The organism is Microbacterium sp. GbtcB4, assembly GCF_019091465.1.
In the GTDB taxonomy this organism is placed as follows: domain Bacteria; phylum Actinomycetota; class Actinomycetes; order Actinomycetales; family Microbacteriaceae; genus Microbacterium; species Microbacterium paraoxydans.
Window position 1 is genome coordinate 68996 of sequence record NZ_JAGXJJ010000004.1, and the last position, 20767, is coordinate 89762.

General features: G+C 69.5%; 24 protein-coding genes. 5 read left to right on the forward strand and 19 right to left on the reverse strand.

The features are described 5' to 3' along the window. Positions 1-47 precede the first annotated feature (47 nt). Positions 48-722: a DsbA family oxidoreductase gene (locus KVS71_RS08045; RefSeq protein WP_217584301.1), complete on the reverse strand. Its 675-nt coding sequence runs from the start codon at positions 720-722 to the stop codon at positions 48-50. Between the two features lie 52 nt (positions 723-774). On the opposite strand from KVS71_RS08045, the gene KVS71_RS08050 reads away from it, so the two are divergent. Beyond that, positions 775-1383: an AAA family ATPase gene (locus tag KVS71_RS08050; RefSeq protein ID WP_217584302.1), complete on the forward strand. Its 609-nt coding sequence runs from the start codon at positions 775-777 to the stop codon at positions 1381-1383. Here KVS71_RS08050 and KVS71_RS08055 read toward each other — a convergent pair. Both KVS71_RS08055 and recO read right to left on the reverse strand, forming a co-directional pair. Then, entirely contained in the window at positions 1326-2126 is an 801-nt protein-coding gene (locus KVS71_RS08055; protein ID WP_062634275.1) for an isoprenyl transferase, read from the reverse strand. The genes KVS71_RS08050 and KVS71_RS08055 overlap by 58 nt on opposite strands. Next, on the reverse strand, positions 2123-2866 hold the full coding sequence (gene recO, locus KVS71_RS08060) for a DNA repair protein RecO (RefSeq protein ID WP_217584303.1): 744 nt from the start codon (positions 2864-2866) through the stop codon (positions 2123-2125). Before recO ends, KVS71_RS08055 begins: the two co-directional genes overlap by 4 nt. A 34-nt stretch (positions 2867-2900) precedes the next feature. Here recO and KVS71_RS08065 point away from each other — a divergent pair, with 34 nt between their 5' ends. Then, positions 2901-3593 carry a trimeric intracellular cation channel family protein gene (locus tag KVS71_RS08065; RefSeq protein WP_025103677.1) on the forward strand — a complete coding sequence of 231 codons (693 nt, stop codon included), beginning with the start codon at positions 2901-2903 and terminating at the stop codon, positions 3591-3593. 66 nt (positions 3594-3659) lie between these two features. Here KVS71_RS08065 and KVS71_RS08070 read toward each other — a convergent pair whose 3' ends face one another. After that, positions 3660-4373 carry a TetR/AcrR family transcriptional regulator gene (locus KVS71_RS08070; protein WP_060922178.1) on the reverse strand — a complete coding sequence of 238 codons (714 nt, stop codon included), beginning with the start codon at positions 4371-4373 and terminating at the stop codon, positions 3660-3662. Between the two features lie 66 nt (positions 4374-4439). Here KVS71_RS08070 and KVS71_RS08075 point away from each other — a divergent pair, with 66 nt between their 5' ends. Then, the gene (locus KVS71_RS08075; RefSeq protein ID WP_217584304.1) at positions 4440-4820 is read left to right on the forward strand and encodes a VOC family protein; all 381 of its coding nucleotides are present in this window, start codon (positions 4440-4442) and stop codon (positions 4818-4820) included. Positions 4821-4893: 73 nt separating this feature from the next. On the opposite strand, the gene leuA is transcribed toward KVS71_RS08075, so the two are convergent. Continuing rightward, a complete protein-coding gene (gene leuA, locus KVS71_RS08080; protein WP_217584305.1) occupies positions 4894-6648 on the reverse strand; it encodes a 2-isopropylmalate synthase in 1755 nt (584 codons plus the stop codon). A 191-nt stretch (positions 6649-6839) separates the two neighbouring features. On the opposite strand from leuA, the gene KVS71_RS08085 reads away from it, so the two are divergent. Beyond that, positions 6840-7490 (forward strand): hypothetical protein, encoded by a 651-nt coding sequence (locus KVS71_RS08085; protein WP_217584306.1) that lies wholly within the window; start codon positions 6840-6842, stop codon positions 7488-7490. On the opposite strand, the gene KVS71_RS08090 is transcribed toward KVS71_RS08085, so the two are convergent. From KVS71_RS08090 to KVS71_RS08155, 14 genes are all read right to left on the reverse strand, one after another. Continuing rightward, positions 7487-8428 (reverse strand): NADP-dependent oxidoreductase, encoded by a 942-nt coding sequence (locus tag KVS71_RS08090; RefSeq protein WP_217584307.1) that lies wholly within the window; start codon positions 8426-8428, stop codon positions 7487-7489. The two genes, KVS71_RS08085 and KVS71_RS08090, sit on opposite strands and share 4 nt — an antisense overlap. A gap of 508 nt (positions 8429-8936) precedes the next feature. Then, positions 8937-9413, reverse strand: a complete 477-nt coding sequence (locus tag KVS71_RS08095; protein ID WP_105949958.1) for a hypothetical protein — start codon at positions 9411-9413, stop codon at positions 8937-8939. Further along, the gene (locus KVS71_RS08100) at positions 9410-10390 is read right to left on the reverse strand and encodes a hypothetical protein (RefSeq protein WP_105949959.1); all 981 of its coding nucleotides are present in this window, start codon (positions 10388-10390) and stop codon (positions 9410-9412) included. Before KVS71_RS08100 ends, KVS71_RS08095 begins: the two co-directional genes overlap by 4 nt. Further along, positions 10390-10911 carry an RNA polymerase sigma factor gene (locus KVS71_RS08105; protein ID WP_105949960.1) on the reverse strand — a complete coding sequence of 174 codons (522 nt, stop codon included), beginning with the start codon at positions 10909-10911 and terminating at the stop codon, positions 10390-10392. Before KVS71_RS08105 ends, KVS71_RS08100 begins: the two co-directional genes overlap by 1 nt. Positions 10912-10965: 54 nt before the next feature. Further along, positions 10966-11862, reverse strand: a complete 897-nt coding sequence (gene era / locus KVS71_RS08110) for a GTPase Era (RefSeq protein WP_062635160.1) — start codon at positions 11860-11862, stop codon at positions 10966-10968. After that, the gene (locus tag KVS71_RS08115) at positions 11855-13147 is read right to left on the reverse strand and encodes a hemolysin family protein (RefSeq protein WP_025103687.1); all 1293 of its coding nucleotides are present in this window, start codon (positions 13145-13147) and stop codon (positions 11855-11857) included. Before KVS71_RS08115 ends, era begins: the two co-directional genes overlap by 8 nt. Beyond that, entirely contained in the window at positions 13144-13605 is a 462-nt protein-coding gene (gene ybeY, locus KVS71_RS08120) for an rRNA maturation RNase YbeY (protein ID WP_060922186.1), read from the reverse strand. Before ybeY ends, KVS71_RS08115 begins: the two co-directional genes overlap by 4 nt. Continuing rightward, positions 13602-14627: a PhoH family protein gene (locus KVS71_RS08125; protein ID WP_231919667.1), complete on the reverse strand. Its 1026-nt coding sequence runs from the start codon at positions 14625-14627 to the stop codon at positions 13602-13604. Before KVS71_RS08125 ends, ybeY begins: the two co-directional genes overlap by 4 nt. Before the next feature lie 46 nt (positions 14628-14673). Continuing rightward, the gene (locus KVS71_RS08130) at positions 14674-15021 is read right to left on the reverse strand and encodes an HIT domain-containing protein (protein ID WP_060922187.1); all 348 of its coding nucleotides are present in this window, start codon (positions 15019-15021) and stop codon (positions 14674-14676) included. A 37-nt stretch (positions 15022-15058) separates the two neighbouring features. Continuing rightward, entirely contained in the window at positions 15059-15787 is a 729-nt protein-coding gene (locus KVS71_RS08135; RefSeq protein WP_217584308.1) for a 16S rRNA (uracil(1498)-N(3))-methyltransferase, read from the reverse strand. A gap of 2 nt (positions 15788-15789) precedes the next feature. Continuing rightward, the gene (gene dnaJ / locus KVS71_RS08140; RefSeq protein WP_060922189.1) at positions 15790-16902 is read right to left on the reverse strand and encodes a molecular chaperone DnaJ; all 1113 of its coding nucleotides are present in this window, start codon (positions 16900-16902) and stop codon (positions 15790-15792) included. Positions 16903-16938: 36 nt separating this feature from the next. Further along, a complete protein-coding gene (gene hrcA, locus KVS71_RS08145) occupies positions 16939-17970 on the reverse strand; it encodes a heat-inducible transcriptional repressor HrcA (protein WP_060922190.1) in 1032 nt (343 codons plus the stop codon). 107 nt (positions 17971-18077) lie between these two features. Beyond that, positions 18078-19295, reverse strand: a complete 1218-nt coding sequence (gene hemW, locus KVS71_RS08150) for a radical SAM family heme chaperone HemW (RefSeq protein ID WP_105949962.1) — start codon at positions 19293-19295, stop codon at positions 18078-18080. Then, positions 19295-19948 carry a DUF1990 family protein gene (locus tag KVS71_RS08155; protein ID WP_217584309.1) on the reverse strand — a complete coding sequence of 218 codons (654 nt, stop codon included), beginning with the start codon at positions 19946-19948 and terminating at the stop codon, positions 19295-19297. Before KVS71_RS08155 ends, hemW begins: the two co-directional genes overlap by 1 nt. 289 nt (positions 19949-20237) lie before the next feature. Here KVS71_RS08155 and KVS71_RS08165 point away from each other — a divergent pair, with 289 nt between their 5' ends. After that, the gene (locus KVS71_RS08165) at positions 20238-20606 is read left to right on the forward strand and encodes a GIY-YIG nuclease family protein (protein WP_254635583.1); all 369 of its coding nucleotides are present in this window, start codon (positions 20238-20240) and stop codon (positions 20604-20606) included. Positions 20607-20767 lie beyond the last annotated feature (161 nt).

The following is a 20767-nucleotide window of genomic DNA, read 5'->3' on the forward strand; positions in this document are numbered from 1 at the left end:
GCGGGGACCCCCGACCCGGGGTCCCCGCCGTCGTCTGTCGGTGCGGATCAGGCCTCGACGGCCGCGCTGCGCTGCGCCCAGAGGTCGCGGATCACGTTCTCGAACGCGGCCGGCGGCTGCGCGCCGCTGATGCCGTACTGCCCGTCGACCACGAAGAACGGCACCCCCTGGATGCCATACGCGCGGGCCTGCGCCTGGTCCTGACGGACGTCGGCGAGGTACTGCTCGCTCTCGAGCGCGGCACGGGCGCGATCGGCATCGAGTCCCACCTCGGCGGCGAGGGCGACGAGGTCGTCGATGCGTCCCACGTGCTTGCCCTCGGTGAAGTAGGCGGACATGAGCCGCTCCTCCATCTCGTGCTGGCGCCCCTCGGCCTTCGCGAAGTGCAGCAGCTCGTGCGCCTTCACGGTGTTCGTGTGCTGCAGCAGGTCGAACCGGTACTGCAGGCCCGCGTTCGCGGCGACGTTCGTGACGTTGGCCAGCATCTGCTCGACCTGTGTGCGCGGCATCCCCTTGTGGCCGGAGAGGAAGTCGATCTCGTCACCGTCGAAGTCGACCGGGGTGTCCGGGGAGAGCTCGAACGAGTGGAAGGTGACCGTGACCTGCGGAGCGTCCTCGTCGGCGGAGACCGCCTCCAGCCCCTTCTCGAGGTTGCGCTTGCCGATGTAGCACCAGGGGCAGGCGATGTCGGACCAGATGTCGATGGAGATGGGTTCAGTCACATCGGGGACAACCGCTCGGGCGTCCGACGTATTCCGTCAGTAGAATCCTCGGATGCTCTCCGCCGACGATCCGCTGCCCTTCCGGCCCGCACGGGTGCTCGTCGCGGGGGTCACCGGCTCGGGGAAGACGACCCTGTCCCGCCGGCTCGCCGCCCTCTGGGGCCTCCGCCACGTGGAGATCGACGGCCTGTTCCACGGCCCGGACTGGACCCCGAGGGCGGAGTTCCTCGACGACGTGCGCACCTTCGCGGCGGAGGAGCGCTGGGTGACCGAGTGGCAGTACACGAGCAAGGGAACCGACGAGATCCTGACCCCGAGGGCGCAGCTCGCGCTCTGGCTCGACTATCCGTACCGCGTGGTGCGGTCGCGTCTGCTCCGGCGCACCCTCGGCCGCAGCATCCTGCGCACCCGGATGTGGAACGGCAACGTCGAGAAGCCGATCTGGCGGATGCTGGGGGCCCCGCCGGAGGAGAGCATCCTGGCCTGGCAGACGGCGACGCTGCACAAATGGTCCGAGCGCTTCCCGGCGGTGCAGGAGCGCTTCCCCCACCTCACGATCGTGCGTCTGACGCATCCGCGCGAGACGGAGCGCTGGCTGCGAGCTCAGGCCGAGGTCGGGGTGTCCACGGCGCCGCCGAAACGTCGGTCCCGGGAGAGGTAGACCCCGATCGCGCGCCAGAGCTCCTCGCGGGAGAAGTCCGGCCACAGGGTGTCCAGGAACACCATCTCGGCGTAGGCCGACTGCCACAGCAGGAAGTTGGAGGTGCGCTGCTCCCCCGAGCTGCGCAGGAAGAGGTCCACGTCCGGCATGTCCGGGACGTAGAGGTGACGACGGATCGTCTTCTCGCTGATCGCGTTCGGTTTCACCCGCCCGGCCGCGACATCGGCCGCGATGGCCCGCATCGCGTCGACGAGTTCGACCCGACCGCCGTAGTTGACGCACATGGTGAGGGTGAGCACGTCGTTGTCGCGGGTGAGCTGCTCGGCGTACTGCAGCTCCTTGATGACGCTCCCCCACAGGCGCGGCTTGCGCCCCGCCCACCGCACGCGCACACCCCACTCGTTGAGCTGATCGCGGCGGCGGTGCAGGACATCGCGGTTGTACCCCATGAGGAAGCGGACCTCCTCGGGGGAACGGGCCCAGTTCTCGGTGGAGAACGCATAGACGGAGAGGTGCTTCACGCCGGCCTGGATCGCGCCGGCGACGACGTCGAGCAGCACCTCCTCCCCGGCCTTGTGCCCCTCGATGCGGTTGAGGCCCCGGCGGTTCGCCCAGCGACCGTTGCCGTCCATGACGATGGCGACGTGCTCCGGGACGGCCGGGAACGCGGGCGGGTACACGCCGGTCCAGTCGATCGGCCGATACGGCACGGCGTCCTTGTGCGTGTAGGGCTTCGGGCTCACCGTGCTCCTTCTCCGGGGGTGGACGACACGTGCGCGAGCGAGCGGATGCCGCGCTCCAGGTGCCACTGGGCGTACGCCGCGACGAGACCCGAGGCGGCGGCGGTGTCGGCGTGCGGGGCCGCGTCGATGAGGTCCCAGTCGCCGCGGATCAGGGCACGCAGCAACGTCAGGGTCTTCTCGGCGATCCGCGGGCTGCCGGCGGGCGCGTCGGTGTGGCACACGAGTCCGCCCAACTGCGCGACGAAGACGGAGTGCGGCCCCGGAGCCCCGCAGCGCGCGCAGTCCTCGAGGGACGGCGCCCATCCCGAGAGCGACATGACCCGCAGCAGGTACGAGTCGAGGATGCTGCGCGGAGCGTGCTCGCCGCGGGACAGCGCCCGCAGCCCGCCGACGAGCAGGAGGTACTGCTCCGGGGTGGCCTCGGCGTCGCTGAGCCGATCCGCCGTCTCGACCATGGCGTTCGCGGCGGTGAACCGGTCGTAGTGCGCGGCGATGTCCGTGCCGTAGGCCCCGAGCGACTCGGCCTGCTGCACGATGTCGAGCGAGCGGCCTTCGTAGAGCTGCACGTCGGCGACCATGAACGGCTCGAGGCGGGAGCCGAACTTCGACGAGGTGCGACGCACGCCCTTGGCGACCGCGCGCACTTTGCCGTGCCGCCGCGACAGCATCGTGACGATGCGATCCGCCTCCCCCAGCTTGTGGGTGCGCAGGATCACCGCTTCGTCTCGGTAGGTGGGCACCCTTCGATTATCCTCCGTGCGCGACAATGGACGCGTGACCGAACCGCTCTTCACCATTCCGCTGTGGGCGGACCTCCTCGGCGTCGGTCTCGGCGGAGTGCAGGGCGCGATGTTCGCCGCCGGATTCCAGGGCCAGCGCCGGCTCGACTGGCTGGGCGTCGCGATCATCGGAATCATGATCGGCATGGGCGGCGGTCTCATCCGCGACATCCTGCTCGGACAGACACCGGCCACCCTGCAGAACCAGTGGTATCTGGTCACCGCAGCGGGTGCGGCCTTGCTCGGCATGCTGCTGGCCGGACTCTTCACGCGGCTCAACACGGCGATCGTGGTGCTCGACGCCGTCGTGATCGGGATGTTCGGCGCCTTCGGGACGAGCAAGGCCCTCGCCTTCGGCATCCCCGAGGTTCCCGCGGTCTTCATCGGGGTCTGCGCCGCGGTCGGCGGGAGCGTGCTCCGCGACATGCTGATGGGCCTGCCGACGGCGATCATGCACGTCGGCTCCCTGTATGCCGTGGCTGCGGCCGCCGGCTGCACGTTCATCGTCGTCGCGAACGCCGTCGGGATGCCCATCCCCCTCGCGGCCGTCATCGGCATCGTCGTGACCGCCGTGATCCGGATCCTCGCCGTGACGTTCGACGTCTCGCTGCCGGAGCAGCGCCGTCTCTACCGCCGCAAGGTCGCCGCGGAGACCGGTGCCATCCCGATCGTGAAGCCCCAGGACTGACTTCGAATCGCGCGATTGGCTCCATACGGCGGCCGAATACGACCAATCGGGCGATTCGAAAGAGAGTCAGGTGGCGGCGAGCCCGTCGATCACGCGCGCGAGGCCGAACTCCCACGCCGTCCGGGCGTCGTAGGGCGCACCCATGGATTCCCCGGCAGCCTGGCCCACCGACCGGGCGAGCGGCAAATCGTCACCCAGGTAGGTCGCCAGCCGGGGTGCCGCCTCCGCCCATGAGGCGGCGAACGACTCCGCACCCTGCTGCTCGCGCATGCGCGCCGCCGCGGAGAGGGTGAAGTCCAACACGAAACTCAACGCCGCGTCGCGCTCCACGGCGCCGAGACCGAGGCCGTCGAAGGCGTGGAGTTCCCGGTCGTACTTGGCGATGGTGCCCGGGCCGAGCGCGACCCGCGGATCGTGGATGTCGATGAGCCACGGGTGGTCCCGGAAGAGGCGCAAGTTGTCCTCGGCGACTGCCCGGACCGCCGCGCGCCACTCGGATGCCTGCACAGGCGCGACGAGCATCCTGGCATTCATCGCGTCCGCCATCAGGACGAGCAGGTCGGCGCGGCTGTTGACGTGGGTGTAGATCGACATCGGCGTCAGGTCGAGGCTCTGCGCGAGAGACCGGATGGTCACCCCCGCGAGGCCATCGACGTCAGCCAACGCGACAGCGCGGTCGACCACGTCATCCGTCGAATGACGCGCCTTCGGTCCTCGCTGTGGCGTCGCGGGAGCCACAGGGCTGTGCCGCCAGAGCAGATCGACGAGGTTCTTGGTCATCGGGAATAGCCTAGACCGCTCGCGCCTTAACCCTATACGCTGTACAGTCTTTAGGAATGGAGAACCGTGAACATCACCCAGACCGCTCTCTCGCTCAACGTCCCCGACGTCGCAGCCTCCGCAGCCTTCGCCATGACGCACTTCGGTTTCGAGGAGGCGATGTCCGCGGAGGGCTTCGTCTCGTTGCAGCACCCGGGGCCCGTGCCGAATGTCATCTTCCTCGAGACGGGGCTGTCGACGTTCCGCCCGCAGGAGATCGCCGGGCCCGCCGGTCAGGGAACTCTGATCGTCTTCGTCGTCGACGATATCGACCAGGAGTTCGCCCGGATCACGGCCGCGGGCGCTCGCGTGGTCACCCCTCCCGAGACCGAGCCCTGGGGCGAGCGATACTGCCAGTTCGCCGACCCCAACGGCCTCATCTGGCAGCTGGTGCAGTGGGTGGACTGATCCCCCGCTTCGAATCGCGCGATTGGTCCCATCCGGCGGCCGAATACGACCAATCGCGCGATTCGAAAGAAGGTCAGACGGCGGCCAGCTCCTGCTGACGGCTGCGGATCGACCGGTTCACACCGGACACGATCGCCTTGAGCGACGCGGTCGAGATGTCACCGTCGATGCCGACTCCCCACAGGCGCTGGTCTCCCACCTGCAGCTCGACGTACGCGGCGGCCTGCGCGTCACCACCGGCGCTGAGAGCGTGCTCGACGTAGTCGTAGACCGTGATGTCGAAGCCCTGGCCCCGGAGCACCTCGACGAACGCCGCGACCGGACCGTTGCCGTTGCCCGATACGGAGACCTCCTGGTCGTCGTCCCGCAGCACGACGTCGAGCACGACGTCACCGGACATGTCGCTCCGGGTCTGCGTGGCGAGCAGCTCGAACCGGCCCCACTTCGCCTCGGTGTCGGCGGCCGGCAGGTACTCGTCGGTGAAGATCGACCAGATCTGGTCGCTGGTGACCTCGCCGCCCTCGGCGTCCGTCTTGGCCTGCACGACCCCGGAGAACTCGATCTGGAGCTTGCGCGGCAGATCGATCGCATGGTCAGACTTCAGCAGGTACGCGACGCCGCCCTTGCCGGACTGGGAGTTCACGCGGATGACGGCCTCGTAGGAGCGACCGAGGTCCTTCGGGTCCACGGGCAGGTACGGCACGGCCCACTCGATCTCATCGACCGTGACACCCTGCGCCTCGGCCTCGGCGGCCATGGCCTCGAAGCCCTTCTTGATGGCGTCCTGGTGCGAGCCACTGAACGCCGTGAAGACGAGGTCCCCGGCCCACGGGCTGCGCTCCGGAACCGGCAACTGGTTGCAGTACTCGACCGTGCGCTTGACCTGGTCGATGTCGCTGAAGTCGATCTGCGGGTCGATGCCCTGCGTGAACATGTTGATGCCGAGGGCGACGAGGTCGACGTTGCCCGTGCGCTCCCCGTTGCCGAAGAGGCACCCCTCGATGCGGTCGGCTCCGGCCATGTACCCCAGCTCGGCCGCGGCGATCGCGGTGCCGCGGTCGTTGTGCGGGTGCAGCGACAGGATCACGTTCTCCCGGTGGTTCAGGTGCCGGCTCATCCATTCGATCGAGTCGGCGTAGACGTTCGGCGTCGCCATCTCCACGGTCGCGGGGAGGTTGATGATGACCTTGCGGTCCGGCGTGGGCTCGAAGATCTCGATGACCTGGTTGCAGACGTCGACCGCGAACTCCAGCTCGGTGCCGGTGTAGCTCTCCGGGGAGTACTCGTAGTACACCCGCGTGTCCGGGATCGTCTTCTCGAACCGACGGCACAGCCGAGCGCCCTCGAGCGCGATGTCGATGATGCCCTGCTTGTCGGTGCGGAACACGACCTCGCGCTGCAGCACGCTCGTGGAGTTGTACAGGTGCACGATGGCCTGCTTGGCACCGGCGATGGCCTCGTAAGTGCGCGCGATCAGATGCTCGCGTGCCTGCGTCAGGACCTGGATCGTGACGTCATCCGGGATGAGGTTCTCCTCGATCAGCTGACGCACGAAGTCGAAGTCGGTCTGACTCGCAGAGGGGAAGCCGACCTCGATCTCCTTGTACCCCATGCTGACGAGCAGCTCGAACATGACGCGCTTGCGCTCGGGCGACATGGGGTCGATGAGGGCCTGGTTGCCGTCGCGGAGGTCGACGGCGCACCAGCGGGGCGCCTCGGTGATGCGGGCATCGGGCCAGGTGCGGTCAGGCAGGTGGACGTTGATCTGCTCGTGGAACGGCCGGTACTTGTGGATCGGCATCGCGGACGGGCGCTGGGTGTTCTGCATGATGGGGCTTCTTCTCTTCGTCAAGATGTACGGGCCAACACAAGCGCCGCGACGAGGAAGGCCCTAGCTTTAGGACTCGTCGCGGCAGCTAAGAAGAAGCAGACCGCCGAAAGGCATGTGGTCATGCTAGCAGGGAAGCCGCGGGCGTTTCGACGTCTGAGACGGTGCGTGCCCGCGCGACACTGGTCGGTATGAGCATCCTCCGCGACCGCCCTGTCACCGCCGTCGGCGTCGCGACGGCAGTGCTGTTGCTGCTGGCCGGCTGTGCCACCGCGCCGGGAGCGTCCGCTCCGCCGACAAGCACGACCGTCCCCTCGGACATGCTCCTGGAGGAGGCGGAACCCGCACCACCGAAGGGGCGCGTCGTCGCCACGGGAACCGTGCTCGACGAGTCCGGGGACGTGCGGCTGTGTCTCGGCGCGATCCGCGAGTCGTATCCGCCGCAGTGCGACGGCGTCCCGCTCGACGAGTGGAGCTGGGAGGGTCTGGACGGTCGCGAGTCGTCCGGGGAGACGCGGTGGGGGGCCTACGCGGTGACCGGCACCTGGGACGGCGAGCGATTCACGGTGGCCGGTCCCCCGGCGCTCCTCGCACTCTACGATCCGATGGCTCCGGAGGATCCGACGGCCGGCGCCGACGGCACGAGCTCGGCGGACGAGCTGGATCGGGTGCAGAACGACATCACCGGACGCCTCGGCGCGGACGCGCTCGCCGTGTCGGCGGACCGCGGCTACGTGTGGCTCCAGGTCGTCTGGGACGACGGGACGCTGCAGGACGCGGTGGATGCCGAGTACGGCGAGGACGTGGTCGTCGTCACGTCTGCGCTCCGCGAGATCGACTAGGCGTCCGTGACCAGGGCGAGCTTGCCGCCCGGGTGACCGGTGGCGAGGAGCCGATGGGCCTCGGGCGCCTCGGCGAGCGGGAACGTGCGTGCGAGCGGCACCACCAGGTCACCGTTCTGCGCCAAGGCGATGAGCTCGCTGCGCACCTCGTCGCGGAACCGGGCGCTGTCGGGCATCGACCCCGCGATCGCGAGGAACCCGTCGGCCGACGCTCGCGCGAAGTTCGCGATCGTGACGATCCGGCGGCGATCGGACACCAGGGCGAGGGACACGTCGACGGCCTCGTCCGTGCCCACCGCGTCCAGAGCCGCCGCGATCGGCCCGTCGGCCAGCGCTCGTACCCGATCAGCGAGTCCGGAGCCGTAGGCCACCGGGATCCCACCGAAACGGCGGACCTCGCCGAAGCGTTCGGGGCTGGCGGTGCCGATGACCCGGACATCCCGGAGCCGTGCCTGCTGCAGCACGCTGACACCGACCGCGCCCGACGCCCCGTGCAGCAAAACCGTCTCCCCCGGCGTCGCCCCGGTGACGGCGAGCATCTCCGCGGCCGTCGTGCCGACGAGCAGGAGGTTGGCCGCTTCCGGGTGGGTGAGCGTGGACGGCTTCGCGAACACCTTCGCCGCGGGCACCGTGACCTCGGTCGCGTAACCGCCCCGCACGCGGAACGCCACGACCTCATCGCCGACGTCGGCCTCGCCGGAACCGATGCGGGTCTCGGGGCCGATCGCCGCGAGCTCACCCGAGACCTCGTAGCCGATGGGCACCGGGAACTCGATCCCCGGCTGGGCGGCGGCGACATGCTTCGCGTCGGCCGGATTCACCCCCGCGGCCCGGACCCGGATCGTGACCTCGCCCTCGCGCGGCGCCGCGGGCTCATACTCCTCGAACTCCCACGAATCGGGAGATCCCGCCGCCTCCGCCACCCAGTGCCTCGCCATGCTTCCACCCTTCATCCTGGCTTCCATCATGCGCCCGCGGGAGCATGACGGCGCGTTGTTTCGGCACAGAACCTGCTCCGTCGCAGGGCTCAGTGGTCACCTCCCCGGAGTGGCCGACGTAAGAACCTTCGACGAGGGCATCACAGCGACGTTCTTGAACGACATCTCCGTGCGGTGGTCGACCCCGGAGAGTATGACGTACACGGTGACGGGCCCTTCCAGGCTCGACCCGGGATACGCGCGGCTGCTGGTCACGGAGAAGTCGGGAAAGGTGCCGGGGAGAATCGGTTCACCGGCTCCAGGAAGACGGGGCGTGTGGGCACGCACCCCGCCGACGCCGCCACACCCAGCACTGTCAGTCCGGTGGCCGCAGCGCGGAGAAAGCCCCGCTTCACTCGAACCGTCTCCGTCGGCATCGGCTACATGCAGCACGCGACAGCAACGCGGCCACGACTCATCGACCGATCCCTCGATCCGACCTTCTCGCCCGCATCGCCGCTACGCACGCTCAGAGGAAGCAGCGGATGTTGGTCGCCGAGCCGGAAATGTTGCTCCACGCATTGGCGGAGACCGTCGCCAGGACCGTGCTCCCGTTCCGGACCTGCATGTAACCGGAGGCGCGGGCGTTCGCCGCCGACTTCGTCGCGAAGGAGGACGGGATCGCGATGGTCGTACAGCTTCCCCAGCTCAGCATGGCGCCGACGCGATTGAGCTCCCGGTACGCGCAGATGCGACCGGTCGCACAGTTCCCGACCGCTCGCGCCATCGTGCGGACGGTCGCCATGTTCGAGGTGTACTCCATGTCGAGCTTCGGCCATACGGCGCTGCCGGCGTCGATCACCACGCCACCGGGCACCTCGTCGAGGATGCGCACCATCAGCGGGTCGAGCGGCGGCTCCTCAGCAGTGGCCGCGACGACAGGGCCGCCCGCTCCGGTCAGGACCAGGGCCAGTCCGAGCACGACGGCGATGCGCAGTCGTGTCATCGCAGCATCTCCTCGTCGATGTCCCACATCCGGTAGTCGACGATCGCCCCCGCGGGGAATACCCCGTCGTCCTTGAGCACAGTCCGTTCGAGACCCACGATGCGGCCGGTGTCGAGCGATACGAGCACGTCGTCACGGACGACGCCGTCGGCGGAGACGACCCGGATCCCGGAGACCGGGCGGCCGAGCCGATCGTTCGTCGTCCCCAGAGCCTCCGCGCCCCCGGACTCCTCGATCAGGGTCAGCAGCTCGGCGTGCTGCGCGTTCGTGAGCGTCCACTGCCCGAAGACGGAGGTGATCGCCGTCACCACCTCGAACGCGGTGGGCTGCTCGGGCATGTCGAAGGCGACCAGCAGTGCCCGGACGTCCTCGGCGGAATCGCCCGGGACATCGACGACGGGAGTGACGAACTCACCCGGAGCGAGGACGACACGGGATGCCACCTCGCCCGTGCTCTTCACCTCGGCCTGTCCGTTCGCCACCGCATCCGTCGGCGCGTACGGCTCACCGTTGATGGCGACGGCCTCTCCCGAGAGATCCTCCTCCCAGGTGAAGGTCGCGAACTGCGGCACGACCTCGGCCCGTTCGGTGTCGACCTCGACGTTGTACGACCAGAAGGCCGTGCGTGTCGAGCGCTCCGGTTCCGTGGGTGGACTGAAGACCTCGAGATCCGCCTCCGCCGCGGCCACCGTGTCGCCCAGGGAACCGGCATCCTCGAACACGAGCGGAGACGGCGCTCCCGCCACGGCGGCTCCCTGCGGGAGGAGGACGCCGATCGCCACAGCGGCGGACGCGGCGACAGCCGTCAGCCCTGCCGCCCAGCCGATCGTCCTGGCTCGCCGTCGTCGCGGGGCACGCGCGGACCGGATGATGCGGTCGCGCGCGGCGATCGCGCGCGCATCCGGCTCGGCATCGCGCGGCGTGCGCGCAGGATCGGCCTCGACGAGCACGCGCTCGAGCAGGGCATTGTCAGACATCACGCGCTCCCCGTCCCCTCCAGTCCCAGCGTCTCTCGCAGCCGATCTTCGGCACGAGCCAACGTCTTCCGTACCCGGGACTCAGAAGTGCGCAGCAGCTCCGCGATCTCCCCCACCGCGAGTCCATCCCAGTACGTGAGCATGATGATACGCCGTTGCCCCGGAGTGAGGACACCCAAAGCTCTGAGCACTTCGCTGCGCCCGAACCCGCCGAGGGTCTCGGGATCGCCGGAGAGTCCCGCGTGCACGGCGTCGATCGCGCCGTGCGCAGTGGACGAACGCCGAGCCCGCGCGCGGAGCTGCCGGTCGGTCTGACGGAGCAGCCAGACCTTCCCCGGCGGCCGCGAGGGCCGCAGTCGCGACCACGCCACGAGGAACACCTCGGACACGATCTCGCTGACCTCGTCGTCATCCGGGACGACGCCCTCGATGTGGTGGCGCACCGTCGCCCAGTGCTCATCGAACACTCGTGTGAAGACCTCGTTCCGCAGCGAGCTCGGGTCTTCGCCGCGGCCGATCATGTCGGTGGGGTCGGCGGTCGGCCCGCCGCCTCCGACGTCCTGCTGCCCGGCATGTCAGAACCCGAGCCGCCCGAGCTGCTTCGGATCGCGCTGCCACTCCTTCGCGACCTTGACATGGAGCCCGAGGAAGACGCGGGTCCCGAGCAGTTCCTCGATGCCGGCGCGGGCGCGCGCTCCCACGTCGCGGAGGCGCTTGCCCTTGTGGCCGATGATGATCGCCTTCTGGCTGTCCCGCTCCACGACGATGGAGGCATGCACGTCGGTGAGGTCGCTGTCTTCGCGCGGGGCGATGTCATCGACGACGACGGCGATCGAGTGCGGGAGCTCGTCGCGCACGCCGTCGAGGGCGGCCTCGCGGATGATCTCCGCGATCCGGTCCTCGGCGGACTCGTCGGTGGTGACGCCCTCGGGGTAGAGCGCGGGCCCCTCCGGCATGAGCTGCAGGATCTCGTCCGCCAGCACCTCGAGCTGATCCCGCGTCAGCGCCGACAGCGGGATCACCGCCGCCCAGTCCTCGCGGAGGGAGTCGACCTCCATCAGCCGCTCGGTGATCTCGTCGCGACCCGCGGCGTCGGTCTTGGTGACGATCGCGATCTTCTGCGCACGCGGGTAACCGTCCAGCGAGGCGGCGATGCGGCGGTCGCCGGGACCGACCTTCTCGGTCGCGGGCACGCAGAAGCCGATCACGTCGACGTCGCCCAGGACCTGCTCCACGAGATCGTTCAGCCGCTCGCCGAGGAGTGTGCGCGGCTTGTGGATGCCGGGAGTGTCGACGATGACGAGCTGCCCGTCCGGCCGGTTGAGGATGCCGCGGATCGCGCGGCGCGTGGTCTGCGGCTTCTCGCTGGTGATGGCGATCTTCTCGCCGACCAGGGCGTTGGTGAGCGTGGACTTGCCCACGTTCGGCCGCCCGACGAAAGTCACGAACCCGCTCCGGGTGTCTTCAGTCATCGCGCCGCTCTCCTTCATCCTGCACTTCTTCGGGCTCTGCCGCCCGTTCCACGAACACCGTCGCGATCCCGCGCCCCCGCCCGCGGGACGCGCCCCCGGTGAGCACGAGCCCGTGGACTGTCGCCGTCGCACCGGGCTGCGGCACCTGGCCGAGCGTCTTGCCGAGCAGGCCGCCGATGGAGTCGACGTCCTCGTCCTCGAGCTCCAGACCGAACAGATCGCCCACGTCCTCCAGTGAGAGCCGGGAGCTCACCCGATAGCGGCCGTCGCCCAGGTCGACGAACTCGGCGGACACCTGATCGTACTCGTCCGAGATCTCCCCCACGAGCTCCTCGATGAGGTCCTCCAGCGTCACCAGGCCGGAGATCCCGCCATGCTCGTCGATCACGAGACAGACGTGCACGGCGTCGCGCTTCATCTGCTGCAGCAGCGTCTCCGCGCGCATCGACTCGGGGACGAACGTGGCCGGCCGAGCGATCGGACGGATGGATGCTGCGCGCCAGGCGCTGTCGTCCCGGTACGCGAACTGCACGAGGTCCTTGAGATACAGCACCCCGACGACGTCGTCGGCCTCATCGTCGACGACGGGCATGCGGGACACCCCGCGATGAAGGAAGAGCGACATGGCCTCGTCGGTCGTCGCCTCCGCGCCCACGGTGACCATCTCGGTGCGCGGCACCATCACCGCCCGGACGAACTGGTCGGTGAAGTCGAACACCGAGTGGATGAGATCGCGGTCGTCCTCCTCGATGAGGTCGTTGGACGCGGCCTCATCGACCATGCTGAGCAGCTGGTCCTCGCTGGAGAACGAACTGCGTCCGGTCCCCGGGGTGACACGGTTGCCCAGGACGACGAGCCCCTGGGCGATGGGACCCAGGATGATCCGGAGTCCGCGCACGATGGCCGCGCTCCCGCGGATCATGCTCTCGGCGTGCTGGTGACCGAACGTCCGCGGACTCGCCCCGACGAGGACGAAGGTGATTCCGGTCATCAGGATGGCGGCGGCGAGCATCGCCCACCAGATGTTCTCGAAGACGATCGTGAACGCCACGGTGACGAGCACGGCGGCCGTCACCTCCGCGAGGACACGGATGAAGGCGACGGCGTTGACGTGCGCGTCGAGGTCGGCGGCGATCCGCCCGAGGGCCTTCGCTCGGCGCCCCTCGGTCGCCATGTCCTCGAGTCCGGCGCGCGAGGTCACGCCGTATGCCGCGTCGATCGCGGCCATGAGGCCGCCGAACGCCACCAGCAGCACCGCGGCGACGAGCAGCAGCAGCTCCGTCATCGCCGGCGGCGCTCGGACGCGGCGAAGCCCTGGATGAGCTGCTTCTGCAGCCCGAACATCTCCCGCTCCTCATCCGGCTCGGCGTGGTCGAACCCGAGCAGGTGCAGCAGCCCGTGCGTGGTGAGCAGGATGAGCTCGTCCATGAGGGTGTGGCCGGCGGCCTGCGCCTGCGTCTCCGCGACCTGCGGGCAGAGGACGATGTCGCCGAGCAGCCCGGGAGGCGTGGGACGGTCCTCGGTGCCGGGCCGGAGCTCGTCCATCGGGAAGCTCAGGACGTCGGTCGGCCCCGGCTCGTCCATCCACTGCACGTGCAGCGCCTCCATGGCGCCCTCGTCGACGAGCACGATGGCCACCTCGGCGTCCGGGCTGACGTGGAGCTGCGCGAGGTTGAAGTCCGTCAGCCGCTGCAGCACGGTCTCGTCGACATCGATGGCCGACTCGTTGTTGATCTCGATCATGAGAGCCCTCGTTTCGGCATGCGGTCGCGTGGTCCTGGTCGCTGGGCACCGCGGCGCTCGGCGCGGTTGGCGAACTCGTGCGCCTGCTCGCGCTCGGCCCGCTGCGCCACGCGCCGCTCGTCGTACTCGCTGTAGGCGTCGACGATGCGCCCCACCAGGGAGTGCCGGACCACGTCGTCACTGGTGAGACGGGAGAAGTGGATGTCGTCGATGCCGTCGAGCACCCGGGTGACCAGGCGGAGGCCGGAAGCGCCCTGCGGGAGGTCGACCTGGGTGATGTCGCCGGTGACGACCATCTTCGTGCCGAACCCGAGACGGGTGAGGAACATCTTCATCTGCTCGGGCGTGGTGTTCTGCGCCTCGTCGAGCACGACGAAGGAGTCGTTGAGGGTGCGTCCGCGCATGTACGCGAGGGGCGCGACCTCGATGGTGCCCGTCGCCATCAGGCGCGGCACGATCTCCGGATCCATCATCTCGTTGAGCGCGTCGTAGAGCGGCCGCAGGTACGGATCGATCTTGTCGGTGAGCGTGCCGGGAAGGAAACCGAGGCGCTCCCCCGCCTCCACCGCCGGACGGGTGAGGATGATGCGGGTGACCTCCTTGCGCTGCAGCGCCTGGACGGCCTTGGCCATCGCCAGGTAGGTCTTGCCCGTTCCGGCAGGACCGATGCCGAACACGATCGTGTTCTCCTCGATCGCGTCGACGTACTCCTTCTGACCGAGGGTCTTCGGCCGGATCACCTTGCCGCGCGTGGAGAGGATCGCCTCGCCCAGCACTTCGCTGGGCCGCGGGCCGCCGTCCTGACGCAGCATCCGCGCCGAGCTGGACACGTCGCTCGGGGCGAGATCGTGCCCGGCCTTGGTCATCGTGAGGAGCTCGTCGACGAGGGTCTTGGCCTTGGCGACGGCCTCGCGCGCGCCCGTGAGGGTGATCTCGTTGCCGCGGACGAGCACCTGCACGTCGCGGTGCTCGCGCTCGAGCATCCGCAGCAGCCGGTCCTGCGGACCGAGCAGCTGCACCATCGCGACGCCGTCGGCATAGAGCCGTTCGGTGACGTTTTCCTGATCGTCAGAAGCCAACGAGCTTGTTCTCCTCGAGGTTGCCGAGCACATGGGCGTGCACGTGGAAGACGGACTGCGCGACACTCGCGCCGTTGTTGAAGATGAGGCGGTACTCGCCGTTGGCGTGTTCCTCCGCGATGCGCTTGGCGGCGGCGACCATCTCGGCCAGCAGCGCGGGATCCCCGGCCGCGAGCTCGGTCACGTCGCGGTACTCCTCGGTCTTGGGGATGACGAGCACATGGAGCGGCGCCTGCGGATCGATGTCGCGGATCGCGAAGACGCGGCCCGTGTCGAGCAGGATCTCCCCGGGGATGTCCCCGGTGAGGATGCGCGTGAAGATCGAGGGTTCGCTCATGCTCTCAGCTTACTGGGGGGACGCGCGACGCGGCCGGTCACCAGCGCCCGAGGGCCGCGGACAGCACGGCGATGGCCGCGGGGCCCGCCGTGGACGTGCGCAGCACGGTGTCGCCGAGCAGCACGCGTTCGGCGCCCGCGGCCGTGAGCTTCTCGAGCTCCTCCGGAGCGATCCCGCCCTCCGGACCCACCACGAGCACGAGGTCACGGTCATCCGGCACCAGCGCGGAGAGCCGCGCGGGCGCGGTCGGGTCGAGCAGGAGCACCCGCTGCGTCGCCGCGCGGGTCGCGAGCTGTGCGGTCGTCTCCGGGGCGGCCACCTCGGGTACCCAGGCACGGTGCGCCTGCTTCGCGGCCTCACGGACGATCGTCGCCCAGCGCTCGCGCCCCTTCACCGCCTTCGGTCCCTCCCAGCGCGACACGCTGCGACCCGCCTGCCACGGCACGACCTCGTCGACACCCAGTTCGCACGCGGCCTGCACGGCGAGCTCGTCGCGGTCGCCCTTCGCGAGCGCCTGCACGAGCACGAGGCGCGGACTCACCGGCTCGTGCTCGACGCGCTCGGTGATCCGGACGTCGACGCGCGACGGCGACACCTCTTCGGCGACGCCGGTCAGCCAGACGCCCCGGCCGTCGCCGACCGTGACGGCCTCGCCGACGCGAAGCCGCCGGACGACGGCCGCATGCTTCGCCTCGGCACCGGTCAGCGAGACGAAGCCGCCCGCCGCAGCGTCACCCGCGGATTCGACGAGGAAGTGCAGGGCCACGATCAGTGGGTGCGGAAGCGGTCGCGCAGCTTGGAGAACAGACCCTGCTGGAACTGCGCGAGCTGCGGGCCCGGCGCCTTGTTCTTCTTGGCGAAGTCCTCGATGAGCTTGCGCTGTGCGGAGTCGAGCTTGGTGGGGGTGACCACCTGCACGCCGACGCGGAGGTCGCCGCGCTGGGTGCCGCGCAGCGGCGTGATGCCTCGCCCCTTGATGGTCAGCACGTCACCGGACTGCACACCGGCGCGGATCTCCAGGTCGACCTCCCCGTCGAGACCCTCGATCGAGGTCTCGGTGCCGAGGATGGCATCGGTCATGGACACCTCGAGCGTGGCGAGCAGGTCGTCGCCGTCACGGCTGAACGCGGGGTGCGGGTTGACCGTGACCTCCACGTAGAGGTCGCCGTTCGGGCCTCCCGCGCGGCCGACCTCACCGGAGCCGGGGAGCTGCAGCCGCAGTCCGGTCTCGACGCCCGCCGGGATGTCGAGGGACACCGTGCGGCGCGAGCGGACGCGTCCCTGCCCGCCACAGGTTCCGCAGGGGTACGGGATGGTTGTGCCGTAGCCCTCGCAGGTGCCGCACGGCTGGGAGGTGACGACGTTGCCGAGAAGGCTCCGCACCTGACGCTGCACGTGCCCCGTGCCGCCGCAGATGTCGCAGGTGACCGGCGACGTGCCTTCCTGACAGCACGAGCCCTGACAGGTCTCGCAGAGCACGGCCGTGTCGACCTCGATGTCGCGGTGTGCGCCGAAGACGACGTCGCCGAGGTCGAGGGTGACCCGGACGAGCGCGTCCTGACCGCGCTCTCGCCGCGATCGCGGACGGGCGCCGCGTCCGCCGCCCTGTGACGCACCGAAGAACGTCTCGAAGATGTCGCCGAAGCCGCCGAAGCCGCCGAAGTTGTTCGCGCCGTCACCGCCGCCCATGTCGTAGCGTCGGCGTGACTCCTCGTCGCTGAGCACGTCGTAGGCGTGCGTGACGAGCTTGAACTTCTCCGCGGCTTCCTCGCCCGGATTCACGTCCGGGTGGAGCTGCCGTGCCAGGCGCCGATACGCCTTCTTGATCTCATCGGTGGAAGCGTCCCGGGACACCCCGAGAACCTCGTAGTGGTCCGCCACAATCGCCCTTCTGCGTGTGTTTCCGTGGGGGCCGCCTCAGCGGCCGGCCTCGTCGTCGTCGAGCATCCGCGACAGGTAGCGAGCGACCGCCCGTGCCGCCGCGAGGTTGCTCGGATAGTCCATCCGGGTGGGCCCCATGACACCGACCCGCGCGGTCCCCGAGGGCGCCGCGTAGTTGCTGGCGACGATCGACGCCTCGCCGAGCCCGAAGGAGGCGTTCTCGGTGCCGATGCTCGCCGCGAGGCCGTGCTCGTCGGGCACCATCTCGCTCATCAGCCGCAGCAGCGTGACCTGCTCCTCGATGGCCTCGAGGAGGGGGTGGATGCTGCCGCGGAAGTCCTGTTCCCGCCGCGCCAGGGTCGCGGCTCCGGCCATCACGAGCCGCTCCTGCCGGAAGCCGCCGAGTTCGTCGATCACGACGCCGGCGACCGCGCGGAGCACACGATCATGGGGCGTCTCCTCCGTGGCGAGGAGCGCCTGAAGTCGGTCGGAAGCCGACGCGATCGCCTGCCCGGTGATGAGGGCGGACAGTCGCGCGCGAAGCACCGCGAGGTCCGCTTCGTCGATCGTGTCCGGCAGTGCGGTGATCCGCTGGGACACCCCGCCCGCGTCCGTCACGAGGACGATGAGGAGCCGGTTGGGGGCCAGCGTGACGAGCTCCACGTGGGTCACGTGCGCTCTCGCGAACGACGGATACTGCGCCAACGCGACCTGTCCGGTGAGTTGAGTGAGCACGCGCACCGTCCGGACCATCAGATCGTCGAGGTCGGCCGGGTCGGCGAGGAACGACTCGATGGCGGAACGCTGCGCGGTGGAGAGCGGGCGGAGCTGGGCGAGGTGGTTGACGAACACCCGGTAGCCCTTGTCCGTCGGCACGCGTCCGGATGACGTGTGCGGAGCCGTGATCAGCTCCTCGTCCTCCAGCTGCGCCATGTCGTTGCGGATGGTCGCCGCCGAGACGCCGAAGGAATGACGGTCGACGATGGAACGACTGCCCACGGGCTCGTGCGTCTCGACGTAGTCCTGCACGATCGCGCGGAGGACCTGCAGCCCTCGCTCTGTGACCATGGCTTCCCCTTCCCGCCGATCGGATGCTGGCACTCTGCCGCCCTGAGTGCCAATCCTACCTCCTGCGATCGGGAGATCTCCGAAGGCGGACAGCCCGGCGTCGCGGCTCAGTCCGTCAGCTCGCGCACCACGGCATCGGCGAGGAGGCGGCCGCGGAGCGTGAGCTGGACGCGCCCGCGGATCGCCGCCGCCGCGTCGATCAGGCCGTCGGCGATGAGCCCGGCCACCCGATCCCTGTTCTGCTCCGGGACGTCTGTCACCGCGATCCCCTCGCGGATGCGACTGAGGAGGAGGATGCGCTCGAGCGTCTGCGCGTCCGGGTCCGGCCTCTCGCGCCCTGCCGCCGGCGACGACGAGGCCGCCAGCCGCTGCGCGTAGGCGGCGGGATGCTTGACGTTCCACCACCGGAGTCCGGCGACGTGGCTGTGGGCGCCGGGGCCGAAGCCCCACCAGTCGCTCCCCCGCCAGTACGCGAGGTTGTGGCGCGACCGCTGCCCCTCGCTGCGGGCCCAGTTGCTGACCTCGTACCACTCGAACCCGGCGGCGGCGAGGCGCTCGTCCGCCAGCTCGTACATGTCCGCCTGCAGGTCGTCGTCCGGAGTCGGCACCTCACCGCGACGGATCTGTCGCGCGAGCTTGGTGCCGTCCTCGATGATGAGGGCATACGCGGAGACGTGGTCCGACTCCAGGGCGAGGGCGGCGTCGAGCGAGGCCTCCCAGTCGGCGAGGCTCTCCCCCGGTGCGCCGTAGATGAGGTCGACGCTGACCGCGAGTCCTGCATCCTTCGCCGCGGCGACGGCGGTGCGCACGTTCTCGGGCCGGTGCGTCCGGTCGAGCGCGGCGAGGACGTGCGGAACGGCGGACTGCATGCCGATGGACAGCCTCGTGACGCCCGCCTCGGCGAGGATGCGCGCGACCTCCGGCGTCACGGTGTCGGGATTGGCCTCGACCGTGACCTCGGCGCCCGGTGCGAGTCCGAACGCCGCGGTGGCCGCTCCCAGCATGCGGGCGAGGTCTCCCGCGGGAAGCAGCGTGGGCGTGCCGCCGCCGAAGAAGACCGTGTCCATCGGGCGCAGCGCTCCGGCCTCATCCAGGACGGTACGCGCCAGGGCGATCTCGCCGATGAGGGTGGATGCGTAGTCCTCCTGCTTCGCTCCACGCAGCTCGCCGGACGTGTACGTGTTGAAGTCGCAGTAGCCGCAGCGCACGCGGCAGAACGGGATGTGCAGGTAGGCGGAGAACGGCGTCTCGGCGGAGATCGGAAGGTCTGCGGGGAGCCGCCCGTCCGCGGGCGCCGGATCCCCGAGTGGAAGTGGTCCCGCCATCACACCGGGGTCGCGTAGAGCGGGGAGATCGCGCGGAGGTAGCGCGCGAAGAGCTCGCGACGGCGGCGCTTCATCAGTGTGGGAACGAGACGGTAGAGCAGGGTGTTCGGGGCGTCGAATGCGCGGACCGTGAACCAGACCTCGTCGTTGTCCTCTCGCCAGTCCACGTCGAACGACTCCTCGCCGCTCACGACGGAGCCCCCGACCGTGCCCAGCACGAAGCCGATCCGCCGGGTCTCCTCGGTGACGGAGATCACGCGCAGCTCCGAGTCAGCGCGCATCCCACCCACTCGGCCGCTCAGGTGCAGCGTCATGCCCGCGCCCACGAAGGGCACCCCCTCCGCGTCGTACCGCGGCTCCACGTCGCGCTTGCTCGGTGCGATGGGGTTGCCCTCGGCATCGAAGCTCACGCCGGCGTACGCGGGGCCGGGAGCAGGGCGGACGTCTTCCACCGACAGCCCGGCCGCACGCTGCGCCGTCCAGGACAGCAGGGCTTCGCCGGCCGTCTGGAAACGCTCCTCGCCGCTCCCGATCCGCCAGGATTCCTCCGCCGGGATGCTGCGCTCCGGCGGGTACTGCATCAGATCGGGGGCGTGGGTCGCACCCACGGCCGCATAGTCCACCGTGTCGTCTCGGAAAGTCCCGCGCCGCATGAGATCCAGCCTACTTCGGGTTCCCTGAGCGAACACCCCCCGCGCCGCACGCCGTCACATCCCCCGGCGTCGACCGGGTCCCTGAGCCTGTCGAAGGGTGGATCCCTGAGCTTGTCGAAGGGTGGGTCCCTGAGCCTGTCGAAGCGTGGGTCCCTGAGCTTGTCGAAGGGTGGGTCCCTGAGCCTGTCGAAGGGTGGGTCCCTGAGCCTGTCGAAGGGTGGGTCCCTGAGCTTGTCGAAGGGCTCCTCCACAAAACGCTCGGTCCCTGAGCTTGTCGAAGGAATCGCCCATGCCCCGGGAAACCCGCACACACCTCCACCATGATGGCCGGATGCCATGGACCTACATCCTCGAATGCCGTGACGGCAGCTTCTACACGGGCAGCACGAACGGCGACCTCGAAGCCCGCGTCTGGGAGCACAACCACGACGACGCGTTCGCCGCCATCCATACGCGCCACCGGAGACCGGTCTCGCTGGTCTACGCGGAGCACTTCGACACCGTCGACGCGGCCTTCTTCCGGGAGAAGCAGATCCAGGGATGGAGTCGTCGGAAGAAGATGGCGTTGATCGAGAATCGGTGGGAGGACCTTCCGTCGTTGTCGAGGTCGTACAGTGCGCTTCGACAAGCTCAGCGACCCAGCGCGGACGGCCCCTGAGAACCGCGCGTTTCGACACGCTCAGCGACCCAGCGCGGACGGACCCTGAGAACCGCGCGCTTCGACACGCTCAGCGACCCAGCGCGGACGGACCCTGAGAACCGCGCGCTTCGACAAGCTCAGCGACCCAGCGCGGACGGACCCTGAGAACCGCGCGCTTC

Bases quoted from the DNA above. Each gene is read 5' to 3' on its own strand.
- KVS71_RS08050 (WP_217584302.1), top strand. From the start codon at position 775: ATGCTCTCCGCCGACGATCCGCTGCCCTTCCGGCCCGCACGGGTGCTC.
- KVS71_RS08070 (WP_060922178.1), bottom strand. From the start codon at position 4,373: ATGACCAAGAACCTCGTCGATCTGCTCTGGCGGCACAGCCCTGTGGCT.
- leuA (WP_217584305.1), bottom strand. From the start codon at position 6,648: ATGCAGAACACCCAGCGCCCGTCCGCGATGCCGATCCACAAGTACCGG.
- KVS71_RS08085 (WP_217584306.1), top strand. From the start codon at position 6,840: ATGAGCATCCTCCGCGACCGCCCTGTCACCGCCGTCGGCGTCGCGACG.
- KVS71_RS08090 (WP_217584307.1), bottom strand. From the start codon at position 8,428: ATGGCGAGGCACTGGGTGGCGGAGGCGGCGGGATCTCCCGATTCGTGG.
- KVS71_RS08095 (WP_105949958.1), bottom strand. From the start codon at position 9,413: ATGACACGACTGCGCATCGCCGTCGTGCTCGGACTGGCCCTGGTCCTG.
- KVS71_RS08100 (WP_105949959.1), bottom strand. From the start codon at position 10,390: ATGTCTGACAATGCCCTGCTCGAGCGCGTGCTCGTCGAGGCCGATCCT.
- KVS71_RS08105 (WP_105949960.1), bottom strand. From the start codon at position 10,911: ATGATCGGCCGCGGCGAAGACCCGAGCTCGCTGCGGAACGAGGTCTTC.
- era (WP_062635160.1), bottom strand. From the start codon at position 11,862: ATGACTGAAGACACCCGGAGCGGGTTCGTGACTTTCGTCGGGCGGCCG.
- KVS71_RS08115 (WP_025103687.1), bottom strand. From the start codon at position 13,147: ATGACGGAGCTGCTGCTGCTCGTCGCCGCGGTGCTGCTGGTGGCGTTC.
- ybeY (WP_060922186.1), bottom strand. From the start codon at position 13,605: ATGATCGAGATCAACAACGAGTCGGCCATCGATGTCGACGAGACCGTG.
- KVS71_RS08125 (WP_231919667.1), bottom strand. From the start codon at position 14,627: ATGGTGCAGCTGCTCGGTCCGCAGGACCGGCTGCTGCGGATGCTCGAG.
- KVS71_RS08130 (WP_060922187.1), bottom strand. From the start codon at position 15,021: ATGAGCGAACCCTCGATCTTCACGCGCATCCTCACCGGGGACATCCCC.
- hrcA (WP_060922190.1), bottom strand. From the start codon at position 17,970: ATGGTCACAGAGCGAGGGCTGCAGGTCCTCCGCGCGATCGTGCAGGAC.
- hemW (WP_105949962.1), bottom strand. From the start codon at position 19,295: ATGGCGGGACCACTTCCACTCGGGGATCCGGCGCCCGCGGACGGGCGG.
- KVS71_RS08155 (WP_217584309.1), bottom strand. From the start codon at position 19,948: ATGCGGCGCGGGACTTTCCGAGACGACACGGTGGACTATGCGGCCGTG.
- KVS71_RS08165 (WP_254635583.1), top strand. From the start codon at position 20,238: ATGCCCCGGGAAACCCGCACACACCTCCACCATGATGGCCGGATGCCA.